General features: G+C 69.6%; 11 protein-coding genes and 1 tRNA gene. 9 read left to right on the top strand and 3 right to left on the bottom strand.

What is annotated here, in order from left to right; translation table 11 throughout:
• Positions 1 to 6 precede the first annotated feature (6 nt).
• From H0B54_RS26060 to H0B54_RS26045, 4 genes are all read left to right on the top strand, one after another.
• The gene (locus H0B54_RS26060) at positions 7 to 906 is read left to right on the top strand and encodes a DUF58 domain-containing protein (protein WP_188262748.1); all 900 of its coding nucleotides are present in this window, start codon (positions 7 to 9) and stop codon (positions 904 to 906) included.
• Between the two features lie 168 nt (positions 907 to 1,074).
• Complete coding sequence (locus H0B54_RS26055) at positions 1,075 to 3,825, top strand: DUF4159 domain-containing protein (RefSeq protein WP_188262747.1); 2,751 nt, start codon at positions 1,075 to 1,077, stop codon at positions 3,823 to 3,825.
• Complete coding sequence (locus H0B54_RS26050) at positions 3,822 to 5,921, top strand: glutamine amidotransferase (protein WP_188262746.1); 2,100 nt, start codon at positions 3,822 to 3,824, stop codon at positions 5,919 to 5,921. The genes H0B54_RS26055 and H0B54_RS26050 overlap by 4 nt, the downstream gene beginning before the upstream one ends.
• A 79-nt stretch (positions 5,922 to 6,000) precedes the next feature.
• Positions 6,001 to 6,075, top strand: a tRNA-Gln gene (locus H0B54_RS26045).
• A 473-nt stretch (positions 6,076 to 6,548) separates the two neighbouring features.
• Here H0B54_RS26045 and H0B54_RS26040 read toward each other — a convergent pair.
• From H0B54_RS26040 to H0B54_RS30050, 3 genes are all read right to left on the bottom strand, one after another.
• Positions 6,549 to 7,370, bottom strand: coding sequence for a hypothetical protein (locus H0B54_RS26040; protein WP_188262745.1), 822 nt, complete (start codon positions 7,368 to 7,370; stop codon positions 6,549 to 6,551).
• 72 nt (positions 7,371 to 7,442) lie between these two features.
• Positions 7,443 to 8,147, bottom strand: a complete 705-nt coding sequence (locus H0B54_RS26035) for a glutathione S-transferase C-terminal domain-containing protein (protein WP_188262744.1) — start codon at positions 8,145 to 8,147, stop codon at positions 7,443 to 7,445.
• Between the two features lie 339 nt (positions 8,148 to 8,486).
• Positions 8,487 to 8,831, bottom strand: coding sequence for an ATP-binding protein (locus tag H0B54_RS30050; RefSeq protein ID WP_425490090.1), 345 nt, complete (start codon positions 8,829 to 8,831; stop codon positions 8,487 to 8,489).
• A 137-nt stretch (positions 8,832 to 8,968) separates the two neighbouring features.
• Between H0B54_RS30050 and H0B54_RS26025 the strand changes: the two genes are divergently transcribed.
• The 5 genes from H0B54_RS26025 (at position 8,969) to H0B54_RS26005 (ending at position 16,186) form a co-directional block, all read left to right on the top strand.
• Positions 8,969 to 9,475: a sigma-70 family RNA polymerase sigma factor gene (locus H0B54_RS26025; RefSeq protein WP_188262742.1), complete on the top strand. Its 507-nt coding sequence runs from the start codon at positions 8,969 to 8,971 to the stop codon at positions 9,473 to 9,475.
• Entirely contained in the window at positions 9,475 to 10,422 is a 948-nt protein-coding gene (locus H0B54_RS26020; RefSeq protein WP_211109559.1) for a FecR family protein, read from the top strand. The genes H0B54_RS26025 and H0B54_RS26020 overlap by 1 nt, the downstream gene beginning before the upstream one ends.
• Before the next feature lie 111 nt (positions 10,423 to 10,533).
• Positions 10,534 to 13,029, top strand: a complete 2,496-nt coding sequence (locus H0B54_RS26015) for a TonB-dependent siderophore receptor (RefSeq protein ID WP_246472822.1) — start codon at positions 10,534 to 10,536, stop codon at positions 13,027 to 13,029.
• Complete coding sequence (locus H0B54_RS26010) at positions 13,029 to 14,252, top strand: efflux RND transporter periplasmic adaptor subunit (RefSeq protein WP_246472820.1); 1,224 nt, start codon at positions 13,029 to 13,031, stop codon at positions 14,250 to 14,252. The genes H0B54_RS26015 and H0B54_RS26010 overlap by 1 nt, the downstream gene beginning before the upstream one ends.
• Complete coding sequence (locus H0B54_RS26005; protein ID WP_188262739.1) at positions 14,249 to 16,186, top strand: MacB family efflux pump subunit; 1,938 nt, start codon at positions 14,249 to 14,251, stop codon at positions 16,184 to 16,186. The genes H0B54_RS26010 and H0B54_RS26005 overlap by 4 nt, the downstream gene beginning before the upstream one ends.
• Positions 16,187 to 16,199: the final 13 nt, after the last annotated feature.

The following is a 16,199-nucleotide window of genomic DNA, read 5'->3' as shown; positions in this document are numbered from 1 at the left end:
CCGCCGATGGCCTCCCCCACCCTCGGCGCCACCACCCTGCGGGCGCAGCAGCGCGCGGAGGGGCTGGCCGCCACCCTGCCGCCGCTTCTGGTCGCGGCGGAGCGCGTCGCCTCGACGGTGGCGCAGGGCGTGCATGGGCGCCGCCGCGTCGGGCTGGGCGAGACCTTCTGGCAGTTCCGCCGCTACCAGCCGGGCGACTCGCCGCAGATGATCGACTGGCGGCAGTCCGGCAAGACCCAGCCCGTCTATGTGCGCGAGAACGAGTGGGAGGCCGCCCAGACCGTCTGGCTGTGGCGCGACCGCTCGCCCTCCATGGACTACCGCTCGGTCAACGGCCTGCCGACCAAGCGGGAGCGCGCCGACCTGCTGACCCTCGCCACCGCGGTGCTGCTGGTGCGCGGCGGCGAGCGGGTCGGCCTGCTCAACTCCGGCCAGCGCCCGGACCATGGAAAGTTCGCCCTGAACCGCATGGCCGGTCAGATGACCGACCCGCGCAACGCCCATTCCCCCGACGCGCTGCCGCAGCCCGAACCGCTGCCCCGCCACGCCCAGGTGGTTCTGGTCGGAGACCTGCTGTCGCCGCTGCCGGAGATCCACGCCACCGTGTCGGCGCTCACCGGACGCGGCGTGCGCGGCCATCTGCTGCAGATCCTCGACCCGGCGGAGGAGACCCTCCCCTACGAGGGCCGCGTCGAGTTCGAAGGCTTCGAAGGCGAGGAGGAACTGCTGGTGCCGCGGGTCGAGGCGGTGCGCGACACCTACCTGGAGCGGCTGCGCGCCCACCAGGACGGCTTGGACGCGCTGGCCCGCACCGCCGGCTGGACCTACGCCGTCCACCGCACCGACCGGCCGCCCCAGACCGCCCTGCTCGGGCTGTGGGGCGCCCTGGCGCGCGAGGCGGTTTAGGTGGGGTGGGCGCCCTCGGACCCCTCTCTAACCCTCCCCCGCTGCGCGGGAGAGGGAATCGTGGGCATCGCCGCATCCGTTCCCTCCACCTCGAAGAGGGGGAGGGTTAGGGAGGGGGCCGGCCCACTGAATCGCCATACCTATCATCCTCCAACAGCGTAGACGCCGATGCTGGGTTTCGGACCGATCGCCTTTGCCGTTCCGTGGGTGCTGGCCGCCCTGGTCGTCCTGCCGGTGCTGTGGTGGCTGCTGCGCGTCACGCCGCCAGCCCCGCGGGTGGTGCGCTTTCCCGCCATCCGGCTGCTGCGCGACCTGACGGCGCGCGAGGAGACTCCCGCCCGCACCCCGCTGTGGCTGCTGATCCTGCGCCTGATCGTCGCCGCGCTGCTGATCCTGGCATTGGCCGGGCCGCTGCTGAACCCGCGCGCCGCTCTGCCGGGCAGCGGGCCGCTGCTGCTCCTGATCGACAACGGCTGGGCGTCGGGCCGCGACTGGACGAGCCGCCGCGCGGCCATGGAGGAGCTGGTGTCCCAGGCGGAGCGGCAGAACCGTCCGGTCGTCCTGCTGCCGACCGCCCGGCCCGCCGGGGGAGAGGCGGTGAAGGCCGGCCCGCCCCTGCCCGCCTCGGAAGCCCGCCGCCTGATCCAGGCGCTGGAGCCGCACCCCTGGCCGACCGACCGCGCCGGCGCGCTGGAGGCGGTGCGCGGACTCGCCGCGCGCGGCTCCGCCCACACCGTCTGGCTGTCGGACGGCATCGGCGACCGCAGCGCCCGTGGCCTCGCCGAGACGCTGCAGCGCATGGGCTCTCTTGAGATCCTCGACGATTCCGCGGAGAAGCCGCCCCACCTGCTGCTTCCCCCGTCGTCGGAGGGCGCCGGTCTGACGGCCCGCGTGGTGCGCGCCGACGCCTCCCGTCCGGAAAGCGTCACCGTACGCCTGTCCGGCGCCGACGGCCGCCTGCTGACCCGCCAGCCCGTCGCCTTCGACGCCGGGCAGCTCACCCGCGAGGTGCGCTTCGAGGTGCCGGCGGAGCTGCGCAACGACGCCGCCAGCCTGCGCGTGGAGAACGACACCACCGCCGGGGCCACCGTCCTGCTCGACGAGCGCTGGCGCCGCCGCCCGGTCGGGTTGGCCTCGGGCCGCGCCAACGGCGAGAACCAGCCGCTGCTGTCCGACCTGCACTATCTGGAACGGGCGCTGGCCCCCTACAACGAGGTGCGCCGCGGCGAGCCGGACGAGCTTCTCAAGCGCGACCTCGCCGTGCTGGTGCTGTCGGACATCGGCGCCCTGACCGGGCAGGAGGCCCAGACCATCGAGGACTGGGTGCGCAAGGGCGGCGTGCTGCTGCGCTTCGCCGGGCCGCGGCTGGCCCAGAATCCCGACCGTCTGGTCCCGGTGCGCCTGCGGCTGGGCGACCGGGCGCTGGGCGGCGCCCTGTCCTGGTCGGAGCCGGCGAAGCTGCAGCCCTTCGACGGACGCAGCCCCTTCGCCGGCCTGCACATCCCCGACGACGTCGCCGTTTCGCGGCAGGTGCTGGCCGAGCCGGCGCTGGACCTCGCCGACCGCACCTGGGCGCGGCTCCAGGACGGCACCCCCCTGGTCACCTCGGAAAAGCGCGGAGACGGCTACATCGTGCTCGTCCACACCACCGCCAGCCCGGAATGGTCCAACCTGCCGATGTCCGGCCTGTTCGTCGACATGCTGCGGCGTCTGGTGACGCTGAGCGGCGGCGTCGCCGGGGGCGCCCATGGCGGCACGCTGGAGCCGCTGGAGGTGCTGGACGGCTTCGGCCGGCTGGTGCCGCCGCCGGCCGCCGCCTTCCCCATCGCCGGGGACGCCGGCGCCGACGTGCTCGGCCCGCGCCATCCGCCTGGCTTCTACGGCACGGAGGAGGCCCGCCGCGCCCTCAACCTGACCGCCACGCTGACGCGGATCGAGCCGCTGGGCGCCATGCCCGGCGGGGTCGCCCGCGGCCCCTACGGCACGCGGGGCGAGGTGGCGCTGAAGCCGGCGCTGCTCGGCGTCGCTCTGTCGCTCGCCATGATCGACCTGCTGATCGCCCTGGCGTTGCGCGGCCTGCTCGGCGGCTGGCGCTTCGGCGGCAAGGGGTTCGGCGGCAAGAGGCGCCGCGCCGGGGCCGCCGCCGCGGTCCTTCTGACGCTGGGCGCAGCGCTCCCCATGGCCGCGACGCCCTGGCAGTCCGCCCGCGCCGACGACGCGCAATCGACCAAGGTGACGGCGGAGACCTACCTCGCCTATGTGCGCACCGGCAACGGCGCGGTGGACGACACCTCGCGCGCCGGTCTGGAAAGCCTCGTGGACGTGCTGACCCGCCGCACCGCGGTGGAGGCCGCCGGGGCGGTGGGCGTCGATCCGGAAACCGACGAGCTGGCCTTCTACCCCCTGCTCTACTGGCCGGTGTCCGGCGGCCAGCGCGCGCTGACCGACCATGCCCGCGCGCGGCTGAACGAGTACATGCGCAACGGCGGTACCATCCTGTTCGACACGCGCGACCAGTCGGCGGGCGCGGTCGGCGGCAATCAGGCGCTCCAGGGCATGGTGCAGGGGTTGGACATCCCGCCGCTGGCCCCGGTGCCGCCCGACCACGTGCTGACCAAGTCCTTCTACCTGCTGAACGACTTTCCCGGCCGCTACAACGGCGGCAATTTATGGATCGAGGCGCGCGAGGGCCGCGCCAACGATGGCGTCTCCCCCGTCCTGATCGGCGGCAACGACTGGGCCGCCGCCTGGGCGGCGAACCGCAACGGCCAGCCATTGTACGCCGTCGTCCCCGGCGGGGAGCGGCAGCGCGAGATGGCCTACCGCTTCGGCGTCAACCTCGTCATGTACGCGCTGACCGGCAACTACAAGGCCGATCAGGTCCATGTGCCCGCGATCCTTGAGAGGCTCGGCCAGTGACCCTGCTTGACGGAACCTCCATCGCTCTGGCACCGCTGCTGCCCTGGATATTCCTGGTGCCGCTGTTCGTGGTTGCGCTGGCGATCCTGGCGCTGGCCGTCTTCCGCCGGGCGCGCGGCGTCTGGCTGCGCGCGCTGGCGGTGGCGGTGCTGGCACTCGCGCTGATCAACCCGTCGCTGGTGCAGGAGAAGCGGGAGCCGATCAAGGACGTGGCCGTCGTCGTGCTCGACGCGTCCCCCAGCCAGAACATCGGCGACCGCCGCGCCCGCGCCGAGGCCGAGCTGGAGCGCCTGACCGAGCGGCTGAAGGCCTTCGACGATCTGGAGCTGCGGGTGGTCCGCGCCGGGGACGCGGAATCCGGCGCCTCCGCGATCAACGAGACGCACCTGTTCGACGCGCTGAACCGCGCCATGGCCGACGTGCCGCGCCGCCGCATGGCCGGGGCGGTGCTGATCACCGACGGGCAGGTTCACGACGTCCCGGAAAACCTCGCCCGGCTGGCCGAGATCGGCCCGGTGCACACGCTGCTGACCGGCAACCGCGACGAGGGCGACCGCCGGCTGGCCATCGTCCAGGCGCCGGCCTACGGCCTCGTTGGCAAGCCGGTGGAACTGACCATCCGGGTGGACGACATGCCGGGCCGCCAGTCGGCCGACGCGGCGGTGACTCTGCGCCAGGACGGCGGGCCGCCGCGCACCATCCGCGTGCCCGTGGGCCAGGACTTCCACATGGAGCTGCCGATCAACCATGGCGGCCAGAACGTGCTGGAGATGGAGGTCGAGGCGGCGCGGCAGGAGCTGACGCTCGCCAACAACCGCACCGCCGTGGTGGTGAACGGGGTGCGCGACCGCCTGCGCGTCCTGCTGGTGTCCGGCGAGCCGCACGCCGGCGAGCGGACGTGGCGCAACCTGCTGAAGGCCGACCCGTCGGTCGATCTCGTCCACTTCACCATCCTGCGCCCGCCGGAAAAGCAGGACGGCACGCCGATCCGCGAGCTGTCGCTGATCGCCTTCCCGATCCGCGAGCTGTTCGAGATCAAGCTGGACGAGTTCGACCTGATCATCTTCGACCGCTACCGCCGGCGCGGCGTGCTGCCGCAGATGTATCTGGAGAACATCGCCGAGTACGTGCAGAAGGGCGGCGCCCTGCTGGAGGCGTCCGGCCAGGGCTACGCCACGCCGCTGTCGCTGTTCCGCACGCCGCTGGGCCAGGTGATGCCGGCGGAGCCGACCGGACAGGCGATCGACCGCCCCTTCAAGCCGACCGTGACGGAGGTCGGCCGCCGCCACCCGGTGACCGCCGGCCTGCCCGGCGACCGTCCGGACGGCGAGCCGAGCTGGGGCCGATGGTTCCATCAGGTGGAGGTCGTGCCGGGCAACGGCGCGGTGGTGATGAACGGCGCCGACGACCGTCCGCTGCTGATCCTCGACCGCGTCGGCAAGGGCCGGGTGGCGCAATTGGCGTCGGACCAGATGTGGCTGTGGAGCCGCGGCTTCGAGGGCGGCGGCCCCCAGGCCGAGCTTCTGCGCCGCCTCGCCCACTGGCTGATGAAGGAGCCGGAGCTGGAGGAGAACGACCTGCGCGCCCATGTGGACGGCAACCGCATCACGGTGGAGCGCCGTTCCCTGGAGCCCGACCCGCGCAGCATCACCCTCACCACCCCCTCCGACGAGACCCGGACGCTGGAGATGACCGAGGACCGCACCGGCCGCGCCAGCGCCACCGTGGTCGCCGGCGAGCCGGGCATCTACCGCATCACCGACGGCGAGCGCACCGCCCTGGCCGTGGTGGGTGCCGTCAACCCGCCGGAACTGGCCGACGTCCGCTCCACCGGCGACCGACTGTCGGGCGTCGCCGACGAGACCGGCGGCGGGGTGCATTGGATTTCCGACACGGAGGGCGGCGTGCGCCCCGGCATCGACGTGCGCCGCACCCGCCCCGACCGGACACAGACCGGCAACGACTGGATCGGCCTGCGCGCCAACGGTGATTTCACGGTGACGGGGGTGTCGGAGGTGCCTTTGCTGCCGGTGGGCGCGGTGCTGGCCCTGGCGCTGGGCGCGCTGTTGATGGCGTGGCGTCGCGAGGGGCGGTAAGGGTCAACGAAGCTGTTGCAATCGGGTCGGGTTTCCGCTTATGGTCCCGACCCTTCCGGCGCTGATCGCGCCGTTCGGTTGGGGCGTCGCCAAGCGGTAAGGCAGCGGTTTTTGGTACCGCCATTCCCAGGTTCGAATCCTGGCGCCCCAGCCAACCTAACCCGCTGATTTTTTTAGTTTTGGGGTTGGTTGGGGTCCCTTTCCGTGCGCACAGGACTGTGCACAGGCAGCAATCGAGGCCCTTGAAAATCCTCAGTCTTCAATTTTGTACGAGAATTTCCTGTGCACACCATGTGCACATGGGGGAGCCCGATTTTAGCTCCTGTGGGTCTGACGAGCGGTGTTGAGCGAGTCGGGCGCCCAGCCGTGCGGCGGCCGAATCAACACACCTTGACCAGCTCCCCCACCTCCTTCTCCAGCCCTTCGGAGCAGGCAAAGATTTCTGCGTGATTCCCGTCGAGGCTCTTGCGGCTGCCGCCCCTCGTCAATGGCAGCCGGGCCAGCCTCGCCGTGCACCAGCCGGCGGAGGTCTTCGAGGACCGACACAATGAGCTGACGATTCCCGCCCAGCTTGCGCATGGTTTGGATGCTTGGGAGGCCGAACTCGACCGCAAGCCGACGGGCGGTTCAGGGTGCGCGACCATTATGCAACCCATTGCCCGGCACCGGATTGGGGGCGACCGAGAGGCCCAGGCACCAGCCAAGGTAAAAGCGAATATCCTCGTAGAACGCCTCCGGCGTGTAAAGCTGCAAGCCTGGGCCGTCGATCAGTTCGGAGCCCGCCTGAATTCCCCAGGCCAGCAGCATCCACCCCCCTGCCACCCCCGCCGTGAGCCGCGCCAACACCGGAATGGTGCTCGCATCCCAATGGCGAAGCACGATCCTGCTGCCAAGCAGAGCGATCAGAAAGCCCGGCACTGCACTCGTCACCACGACCGGCCAACCCCATCCATAAGAGTGGCCGATGAAGACAATCCAGATGCACGCCAAGCCCGTCGCCGGAAGAGCTAGCCGGCGAGACGTGCCCGCGACGAACCAAGCGGCCGTGACCGCTGCCGGGATCGAGGCCCACTCGCAGGCGCTGTCGATCGCTCGTTCCAAACTGGCTTGCTTGGCCTCGTCACCGGCGTGTTCAGCGCCGAGATACGCAATCATCGCTTCGTGGATGCAAACGACGACAATCCCAAAGACCAGCGACACCAGAACGCCAAGCAGCATTCCGCCGGGTGGCGCGTGCGCCAAACGCCACCGCCCGGCCTTGAGCCGCTCCACCAGCGGTTCGACGAAAAAGGCGAAGAGCGTGCCGATGAACAGTGCGGAAAACAGTTCCGCGGCCCCGAAATGGCTTCGCATCAGCACGAACCCTTGCCAGAGGAGCTCCGGGGCGAAAGCGCAAACCGAAACCCACAGCGTGTAGACCGCATAGGCCAAGGCACGAGTGAATGGCACGGATTGCCTCCATCAAACGGCCACGCCGACATGATGCTGGTGCCCGTCCAGATTCGCCAGCCAAGGCTTTCCCTATGCTGGCTGTGTCAAACTCACCAACGGAGCCGTGCGATGGCAGAAGTCGACCAGGTTGGGCTGCGCCGCGACAAAAGCGCGCAACGGGGTATCGATCTCGTACCGGTAAATGTTGGGCAGAAAGCCCATCAGCGCCGTGTCGATACTGTGTGGGGTGTCGCCGAACAGGAAAGGCCGGTCCGCCAAGGTGCCAGCGATGGCGTTCAAATCAGCGAGACCGCGGTCGTAGACTTGGTCAGGATCGTAACGGCCGATGCCCTGGAAATGGTAGCGCTTCAGGTTGTATTCCCGTGCTGCCTCCAGCAGTGCTTCGGTGAGGGCTGGATGCGTGCTGAGCAATTGGTTCCGAAACAAGGGCCAGAACCGCGCATCGGACCATCGGGAGTATGACATCACCCAATACAGATCATCGAGCGTACGCCGGATCATATGGTCGATGCGTCGTTCGTCCTCACTAAGGCCATCGTCGACCGGCAAGCGATGGTGAAGGATCAGGTGCGCGATGATGAGATCACTGTCTCCGATCATAGTGCCGCCATCCAGGATATACGGCAGCTGCCCGCGGGGGGCGTCATGGGCGTCGACGATGTGCTTTTGCTGATAGGGCAATCCACACAGGCGCAAAAACGCCACAACCTTGAGGCCGTACGGATTGTTGTCCGCCAAGCCATAAAGGGAGGGGTAGGTGTACAGCGTGATCATAGCCGGCTCCGTCCACTTGCAGCCAGGCTGGGGCCACGATCCGGTACCGCCGGGGTTCGGCCACGGCGACATCCCCTGCGGCCCGCCATTCAGCTTGGCATGGAGTGGCAACCGTTGAATATCCGATCATTGGAACAGGGGGCGGTTTTGACCGGCGCCAAATGAGGAGCAACCAGCGGGAGGTCGAGGCGCCCCCCAGCGCCAGAGGAGAGGAGCAGCGCCCCTCCCCTCCCGGCTGGCGAGCTGCCTTCCGATCGTCACCATGCAGGTGCGGCAGTTCCTGTCAAACGACTTCAGGAACTGGACGGGGGACGACACGAGGAACCGGACCCTCGAACGTCATAGCGTGTTCTCGGCGGCCGCCGGGGCCGGACTGGTCTTGATCAGACCGGCCCGCCGCTTCTCGCGCAGCCGGTAGCTGTCGACGCGGATGGTGATGACGTGGCTGTGATGAAGCCGCCGGTCGAGAATGGCGGTGGTCACCAGCGTTGAGCCGCGCTCATAACGGCGCGACACCAGCTGGAAGAACAGGTGTGCGGCATTGGGCTCGAAGGGCGGGTGGCCGAACTCATCGACGATCAGCAGCGTGGCTTCGGCGCAGCGGGCCGGCTTGTCTCCTCCAGCCGCCCCGTAGGATACGCCCCTGAAAGGCGCTCCGGTGATCGCGCATAAAACGCCCGACATAACGACGATCACCGCCAGCCGCCCCCTCACCTTTCCCCAGCAAAGAATTTTTTTCCGGCCAATGTATAGATTGCGAACGATTCGCATTCGTGGTTAGGAGGGATCGCAAGCTTCTGGGAACGGGTGTTGTCCACGTCATGGCTGAAAGAGACCGGACTTCCCTGCTGGGTCTGCTGCTCGACCACTACGAAGAGATAACCGGCCATCTGGCCCGGCGTCTGGGGTCGCTCTGCCTGGCCGAGGATGTCGTTCAGGACACCTATCTGCGGCTGCGCGGCCTGACCGCCCTGCCGGAGATCGACAACCCGCGCTCCTACCTGTACCGCATGGCCGACAACATCGCGCTCGACCGGATGCGCGCCGAAACCCGCTGGGGACGGCGCTTCGCCCCGGAGGACCTGGGACTCGACCGCCCGCTGGACGAACCGGACGCCGAAGCCACCCTGGAGCACAAGCAGCGGCTGGAACGGCTGAGCCGGGCGTTGGCCGAACTGCCGCCGCGCTGCCGTGAGGTGTTCCTGCTTCACAAATTCGACGGGCTGAGCCATGCCGACATCGCCGCGCGCCTCGGCATCTCGCGCAGCATGGTGGAGAAGCATGTGATGAAGGCCCTGGCCCATTGCCGCGACCGGCTGGCGCTCTGATGGAGCGCAACCGCGACCAACCGGACTTATCGGGCGACCCGCGTGACGCGGCCCTCGCGTGGTTCGTGCGCATGGAGTCCGGCGACGCCGACGCGGCGGACCGCCGGGCCTTTCACGCTTGGCTGGCGCGGGACCCGGCCCACCGCCGCGAATACGATCGGCTGGCCGGGCTGTGGGGCGATCTGGACCGGGTGGCCGATCCCCGCAGGAATCGCCGTGCCGCGCCGACGCGGCGCCGTTTCCTGGCGTTCGGCGCCGTCGGCGGGGCGGCGGCCTGCGCCGCGGCGCTGGGCGGAGCGGTCGTCCTGACCGGTTGGCCGAGCGATCTGAAGACCGGAATCGGCGAGCGGCGGACGGTGGCGCTGGACGACGGCTCGGTCCTCACCCTGGACGCCGACAGCGCGCTGTCCGTCGAATTCTCCGCCGGAGAACGGCGCGTCCGTTTGACCGAGGGTCGGGCGCATTTCGTCACCGCTCCCGATCCGGACCGCCCCTTCGTCGTCACCTGCGCCAACGGGCGCGTCACCACCACCAACGCCAGCTTCGTGGTGCATCGCTGCCTGGACTCCGTTGTGGTGGCGGTGGAAGCCGGAACGACCAGCCTGGCCACCGGGACGGAGCCTCCGCTTTCGGTCACCGCCGGGCAAAGCCGGTCCTACGGCCCCGACGGTCCCGGGCCGCTGCTCAACCAGGGCGTGGCGGTGGAGAACGCATGGCGGCACGGCCGGTTGGTCTTCCAGGGGCAGCCGCTCGACGCGGTGATCGCGGACCTCAACCGCTACCACCCCGCCCGTATCGTGCTGTGGGACCGCCCGCTCGCCGGCCTGCGTTTCGACGGCAGCGTGGACATCAGCCGGCCGGACGCGGCATTGAATGCCATTCTTCGCACGCTTCCCTTGCGCACGCTGCGCCCCGTTCCCGGCCTGATCATCATCCGTTCCGTCTAGCCGGTTCGTAGCAATTTTTTCAAAATCGAGGTGAGGTGGTGCCCACCGGGCAACGTCGTGACTTGCATACGCGAAAATGCAAATCATTCTCAAAACGACGGGGTCTTGGTGATGATCGATGGTGGGTGGCGCCTGCTGCGGGGGCAGACGGCGCAGGGCAAGACGGTGCGGGGTGGCTGGACACCGGCGTTGTTGGGCATGCTGCTGGCATCGACCGCGCTCCACGGTGCCTTGGCGGCGCCCGTAACGAGCGGGGAACCGCACACGCAGGTCGCCCAACAGGGACGGACCACCGCCTTCGCCATTGCCGCCGGACCGCTGCCGGGCGCGCTCGCCGCCTACGGGCAGGCCACCGGATTCCAAGTGCTCTATCCCTCCGACATCGCACAGGGCGTTTCCTCGCCGGGGGTGACGGGCACTCTGACGCCCCAGGACGCGTTGAACCGCCTGCTGGCCGGCACCGGCCTGATCGCACGCTTCGTCGATCCCGATACGGTGACGCTGGAGAAGCTGCCGGCCCAGGCGGGCGGTGCCACGGTGCTCGACCCGGTGACTGTGCAGGGCGGCATCTCCAGCGATCCGGGCCGCAGCGAGGGAACCGGCTCCTACACCACCGGCACGACCGACAGCGCCACCAAGCTGAACCTGTCCCCGCGCGAGACGCCGCAGTCGGTCAGCGTGATGACCCGCCAGCGCATGGACGACCAGGGGCTGAATGAGATCCGCGACGTCCTCGACCAGACGGTCGGCGTGGCGCGGTTGCAGGCTGGCGCGCTGGGCAGCGACGGCACCGAAATCTACTCGCGCGGGTTCGCGGTCAAGAACTTCCAGGTGGACGGCATTCCGCGTTCGACCGTCTACGGCTTCGACGATTCCATCTCCGACATGGCGGTGTTCGACCGCGTCGAGGTGGTGCGCGGGGCGACCGGCCTGCTGAATGGGGTCGGCGATCCCTCCGCCGCGGTCAATATGGTCCGCAAGCGCCCAACCCCGGTCCTCCAGGGCTACGCCGAGGGGCAGATCGGCTCCTGGAACCGCTACCGCGGCGAGGCCGACCTGTCGGGTCCGCTGGTCGAGAACGGCCGCCTGCGCGGGCGCGTCGTCGGCGCCTATCAGGACAACGACAGCTTCATCGACCGCCTGCACGAGCGCAAGAAGGTGCTCTACGGCATCCTGGAGGCCGACATCACCGAGGACACGACCTGGAGCGTCGGCGTCGAGTACCAGAAGCACCGGTCCGACGATGCCTCCCGCGCCGGCTTTCCGCTGTTCTACGCGGACGGGACGAAGACCAACTTCCCCCGCTCCTACAACAGCGGCGCCAACTGGGCGTATTTCATGCACGACAACCTCACCGTCTTCAGCGACCTGAAGCACCGCTTCGGGAACGGCTGGACGGCGACGCTGAACGTGGAGCGCAACAACCGCGAGTATGACGGCCTGCTCGGCTACGCGGTGCGCGGCAACCTGAACCGGGACGGGTCCGGCATGGGGATCTGGCCGGGCCGCTGGAACTCGGATCTGGAGCAGACTTCGGTCAACGCCGACGTCAGCGGACCCTTCGAACTGTTCGGACGGCAGCACGAGCTGATGGCCGGCGTCGGTGGCTACTACGCCAAGCGCAAGGGACTCGACTACCCGCTCTGGTACATCACCGGCTACGACTACTCGATCCCCAACTACTTCACCTGGAACGGCAACATCGCCCAGCCGACGCTCAACCCGACCGGCTGGTCGCAGACGGACGAACGGCAGATGGCCGCCTACGCCGCGACCCGGCTGCGCCCGACCGACGCCCTGTCGTTCATTCTGGGCGGCCGCATCAGCCGCTGGTCGCAGGACGAGAAAAGCCATCCGAACACGGGCGTGGCGACCGTCAAGAAGCGGTCGGAGAACGGGGTGTTCACGCCCTACGCCGGCATCGTCTACGACGTGACCGACATCTGGTCGGTCTACGCCAGCTACACCAGCATCTTCAAGCCGCAGGACTACAAGGACGTCAGCGGCCAGACCCTCGACCCCCTGGACGGCAACGCCTACGAGGCGGGCGTCAAGGCCGAATTCTTCGGCGGCCTGCTGAACGCCAGCGCCGCCGTGTTCCTGATCCAGCAGGACAATCTGGGCGAGGTCGATTCCGGCCGTTTCACCCCGGACGGCGGGCAGGCCTACCGGGCGGTCAAGGGTGCGGAAAGCAAGGGCTTCGAGCTGGAAGTGGCCGGCGAGGTGATGGCGGGCTGGCAGGTCGGCGGCGGTTACAGCCACACCACGGTCAAGAACGCCAACGGCCAGCGGATGATGACCTACGTGCCGCAGGACACGTTCAAGCTGTTCACCACCTACCGGCTGCCGGGCGCCTGGGACCGCGTGACGGTGGGCGGCAACATCAAGTGGGAAGGCGACATCTACAACGGGACGGGTGCCCGGCGGTATGACCGGGACGGCTACGCGGTGGTCGATCTGATGACGCGCTATCAGATCACCGAGAAGGTGGCGGCCACGCTGAACCTCAACAACCTGTTCGACGAGAAGTACCTGAGCAGCATCCAGACCAACGGCTATTACGGCCAGCCGCGCAACGTCCTGCTGTCCCTGCGGGCGAGTTGGTGATGACGGCGCGGCGGGCGGCGCGCGCGCCGGGCACCGGACGGCGCCGCCACCGCGGCTTCATCGCCGCCGCGGTGGTGCTGGCCGGATTGGGCTCCGCCGCCCTGCTGCGGCCAAACGATCCCGCCGCCTCCGCGGAGGTGGCGGTGGTCGGGCGTGGCACGGTCGAGGACACGGTGACGGCGCTCGGCAAGATCCAGCCGCGCGCCTACGTCGATGTCGGCGCCCAGGTGTCCGGCCAGTTGACGCGGCTGCATGTGGCGGTCGGGCAGATGGTCCGCGAGGGCGATCTGCTGGCAGAGATCGATCCCGCCCTGCAACAGGCCAAGGTCGAGGCCGGACGCGCCGAACGCGCCCGCCTGACCGCCCTTCTGGCCGAGCAGCGGGCGCGCGCCGACTTCGCCGAGGCCCAGCTGTCCCGTCAGGCGGCGCTGCGGCGCAGCGGGTCGGGGCGTGGCGAAGCCTACGACCAAGCCCGGATGGAGGCGCGCATCGCCGCCGCCCAGGTCGAGGCCACCCAGGCGCAGATCCGCCAGACGGACTCGACCCTCCAGGCCGACGAGGCGCAACTCGGCTACACCCGCATCTACGCGCCGATGAGCGGCACGCTGATTGCGGTGGATGCCCGCCAGGGCCAGACCATCAACTCCGCCTACGAGGCACCGGTGCTGATGCGGATCGCCGACCTGTCGGCCATGACCGTGTGGACCCAGGTGTCGGAAGCCGACGTGACACGGCTGACGGACGGCATGCCGCTCTATTTCACCACGCTCGGCCATCCGGGACGGCGCTGGACCGCAAGCCTGCAAGAGATTTTGCCCGCACCGCCCAAGCCGCCAGCTTCGGGGAATGGCGGCGGATCATCCCCCTCCGGAAACAGCGGGGCGGCCAACAGCATCGTGCTCTACACCGCGCTGTTCGAGGTCGCCAATGAGCAAGCGGAACTGCGCCCGGACATGACCGCACAGGTCTTCTTCGTGGCCGCCGCGGCCAAGGACGCCGTCACCGTTCCGGTCGCCGCGCTGACGCCGGCCGATGAGGCGGCGGAGCGGCACCGCGTGACGCTGATCGGCAGCGGTGGCGCCATCGAGACGCGCGAGGTCCGCGTCGGGGTGCGCGACCGCTTCAACGCCCAGATCCTGGAGGGGCTGGCCGAAGGCGAGCGGATCGTCGTGGGCTGGAAAACCGACGACGGCCGTCCGCCCAAGATCGGGTTCCGGTTGTGAGCGGGCCGCTTCTCGTCCTGGAGGACATCCGCAAGACCTACATCAGCGGTGGCGGCTTGGCGGTCGAGGTGCTGCGCGGCGTCTCCCTGACCATCGAGGCGGGGGAGTTCGTCGCCATCGTCGGCAGCTCCGGCTCCGGCAAATCGACGCTGATGAACATCCTCGGCGGGCTCGACCGCCCGACCTCCGGGCGCTACCACGTCGACGGGCGCGACGTGACGGCGCTGGTGGGCGACGAGCGGGCGGCGCTGCGGCGGGACGGGTTCGGCTTCGTCTTCCAGCACTACCATCTGATCCCCGGCACGACGGCGCAGGAGAATGTCGAGATGCCGGGCCGCTACGCGGGCCTGCCCGCCACGCTGCGCGAAAGCCGCGCCGTGGAGTTGCTGGGCCGCCTGGGGCTGGGGGAGCGGCGCCATCACCGCCCCAACCAGCTTTCGGGCGGCCAGCAACAGCGCGTGTCGATCGCACGGGCGCTGATGAACGACGCCCCGGTGATCCTGGCCGACGAGCCGACCGGTGCTCTGGACAGCGCCAGCGGGGCGGAGGTGGTGGCGCTTCTGCGCGAGCTGTCCGCCGCCGGGCGCACGGTGATCCTCATCACCCACGACCGCAAGGTGGCGGAGGCCGCCGGCCGGGTGATCGAAATGCGCGACGGCCGAATCGTCGCCGACAGCGGCCGTCCGGCCCCGTCACCGGCAGACCCCTCCCCCACCCCGGCGGAGCGCGCGGCGAACGGCGCCTCCCTGTGGACCGACGCGGGGGAAGCCCTGTCGGCGGCGTTGCGGTCGCTGGCGGCCAACGGCTTCCGCACGGCGCTGACCCTGCTCGGCATCGTCATCGGCGTGGCGTCCGTGATCGCGCTGCTCGCCATCGGCGAGGGCGCCAAGCAGGCGGTCATGGCGCGGGTCGGCGCGCTGGGGGTGAATCTGGTCTTCGTGCTGGCGGGCAGCGGCGATCCCCGACTGCCGGTCACCCCGCTGACCGAAGCGGACGGCGAGGCCATCCTGCAATTGCCCAACGTCGAGAGCGTGATGCCTTACCTCGACACGCCGGTGATGGTCCGCCATGGCAACATCGACCACCGGACCAGCGGTCTGGCGACCTCCGCGTCGCTGCCACTGACCCACCGCTGGCCGGTTTCTCAGGGGTCCTTCTTCACCCGCGCCGACGAGCGGGCCGGGGCGGCCGTCGCCGTCCTCGGGCACAGCGTCGCCGAACGGCTGTTCGCGCGCGGAGAAACGCCGCTGGGCAAGCATGTGCTGGTGAACAACACCCCCTTCCTGGTGACCGGCGTGATGGCGAAGAAGGGCGACCTGACCGGCAGCCAGAGCACCGACGACTGGGTGTTCGTGCCGTTGTCCACCGGCGTGCAACGCCTGATCGGCAAGCCGGACCTTCAGCTGATCCTGGTCTCGGTGCACGACGTGGGACGGATCGAGCAGACCCGCGACGCCATCCATGCCCTGCTCTCCAAACGCCACGGCCAGGAGGATTTCCAGATCCGCGACGTGACCACGCGCATCCAGGCGGCGGCGGAGACCCAGGACACCATGACGCTGCTGCTCGGCTGCGCCGCGGTCATCACGCTGCTGGTCGGAGGCATCGGGGTCATGAACATCATGCTGGTCAGCGTGACCGAGCGGACCCGCGAGATCGGCATCCGCATGGCCGTCGGCGCCCGCGCCGCCGACATCGAACGGCAGTTTTTGATGGAGGCGGCGCTGGTGGCCGGGCTGGGCGGTCTGGTCGGGGTGGCGCTGGGGCTGGCGGGCGGCGCGGTGATCGGGCTGCTGGCGATGCCGGTGGTCTTCACGGCGTCCGCGATCGCCGGAGCGGTGGCCTCCGCCGTGCTCACCGGCATGGTCTTCGGCCTGATCCCCGCCCGCCGCGCCGCGCGGCTCGACCCGGTGACGGCGCTGGCGAGCGAGTGATTGGGGTGTCGGG

It is taken from the genome of Azospirillum tabaci, assembly GCF_014596085.1.
GTDB classification, from domain to species: domain Bacteria; phylum Pseudomonadota; class Alphaproteobacteria; order Azospirillales; family Azospirillaceae; genus Azospirillum; species Azospirillum tabaci.
Note: the sequence above shows the minus strand (reverse complement) of the source record. Positions and strands in the feature narration are given on the sequence as shown.

Excerpts from the sequence above, each read along its gene's own strand:
- H0B54_RS26055 (WP_188262747.1), top strand. The coding sequence starts at position 1,075 with ATGCTGGGTTTCGGACCGATCGCCTTTGCCGTTCCGTGGGTGCTGGCC.
- H0B54_RS26015 (WP_246472822.1), top strand. The coding sequence starts at position 10,534 with ATGATCGATGGTGGGTGGCGCCTGCTGCGGGGGCAGACGGCGCAGGGC.
- H0B54_RS26020 (WP_211109559.1), top strand. The coding sequence starts at position 9,475 with ATGGAGCGCAACCGCGACCAACCGGACTTATCGGGCGACCCGCGTGAC.
- H0B54_RS26060 (WP_188262748.1), top strand. The coding sequence starts at position 7 with ATGGCCTCCCCCACCCTCGGCGCCACCACCCTGCGGGCGCAGCAGCGC.
- H0B54_RS30050 (WP_425490090.1), bottom strand. The coding sequence starts at position 8,831 with ATGTCGGGCGTTTTATGCGCGATCACCGGAGCGCCTTTCAGGGGCGTA.
- H0B54_RS26010 (WP_246472820.1), top strand. The coding sequence starts at position 13,029 with ATGACGGCGCGGCGGGCGGCGCGCGCGCCGGGCACCGGACGGCGCCGC.
- H0B54_RS26035 (WP_188262744.1), bottom strand. The coding sequence starts at position 8,147 with ATGATCACGCTGTACACCTACCCCTCCCTTTATGGCTTGGCGGACAAC.
- H0B54_RS26025 (WP_188262742.1), top strand. The coding sequence starts at position 8,969 with ATGGCTGAAAGAGACCGGACTTCCCTGCTGGGTCTGCTGCTCGACCAC.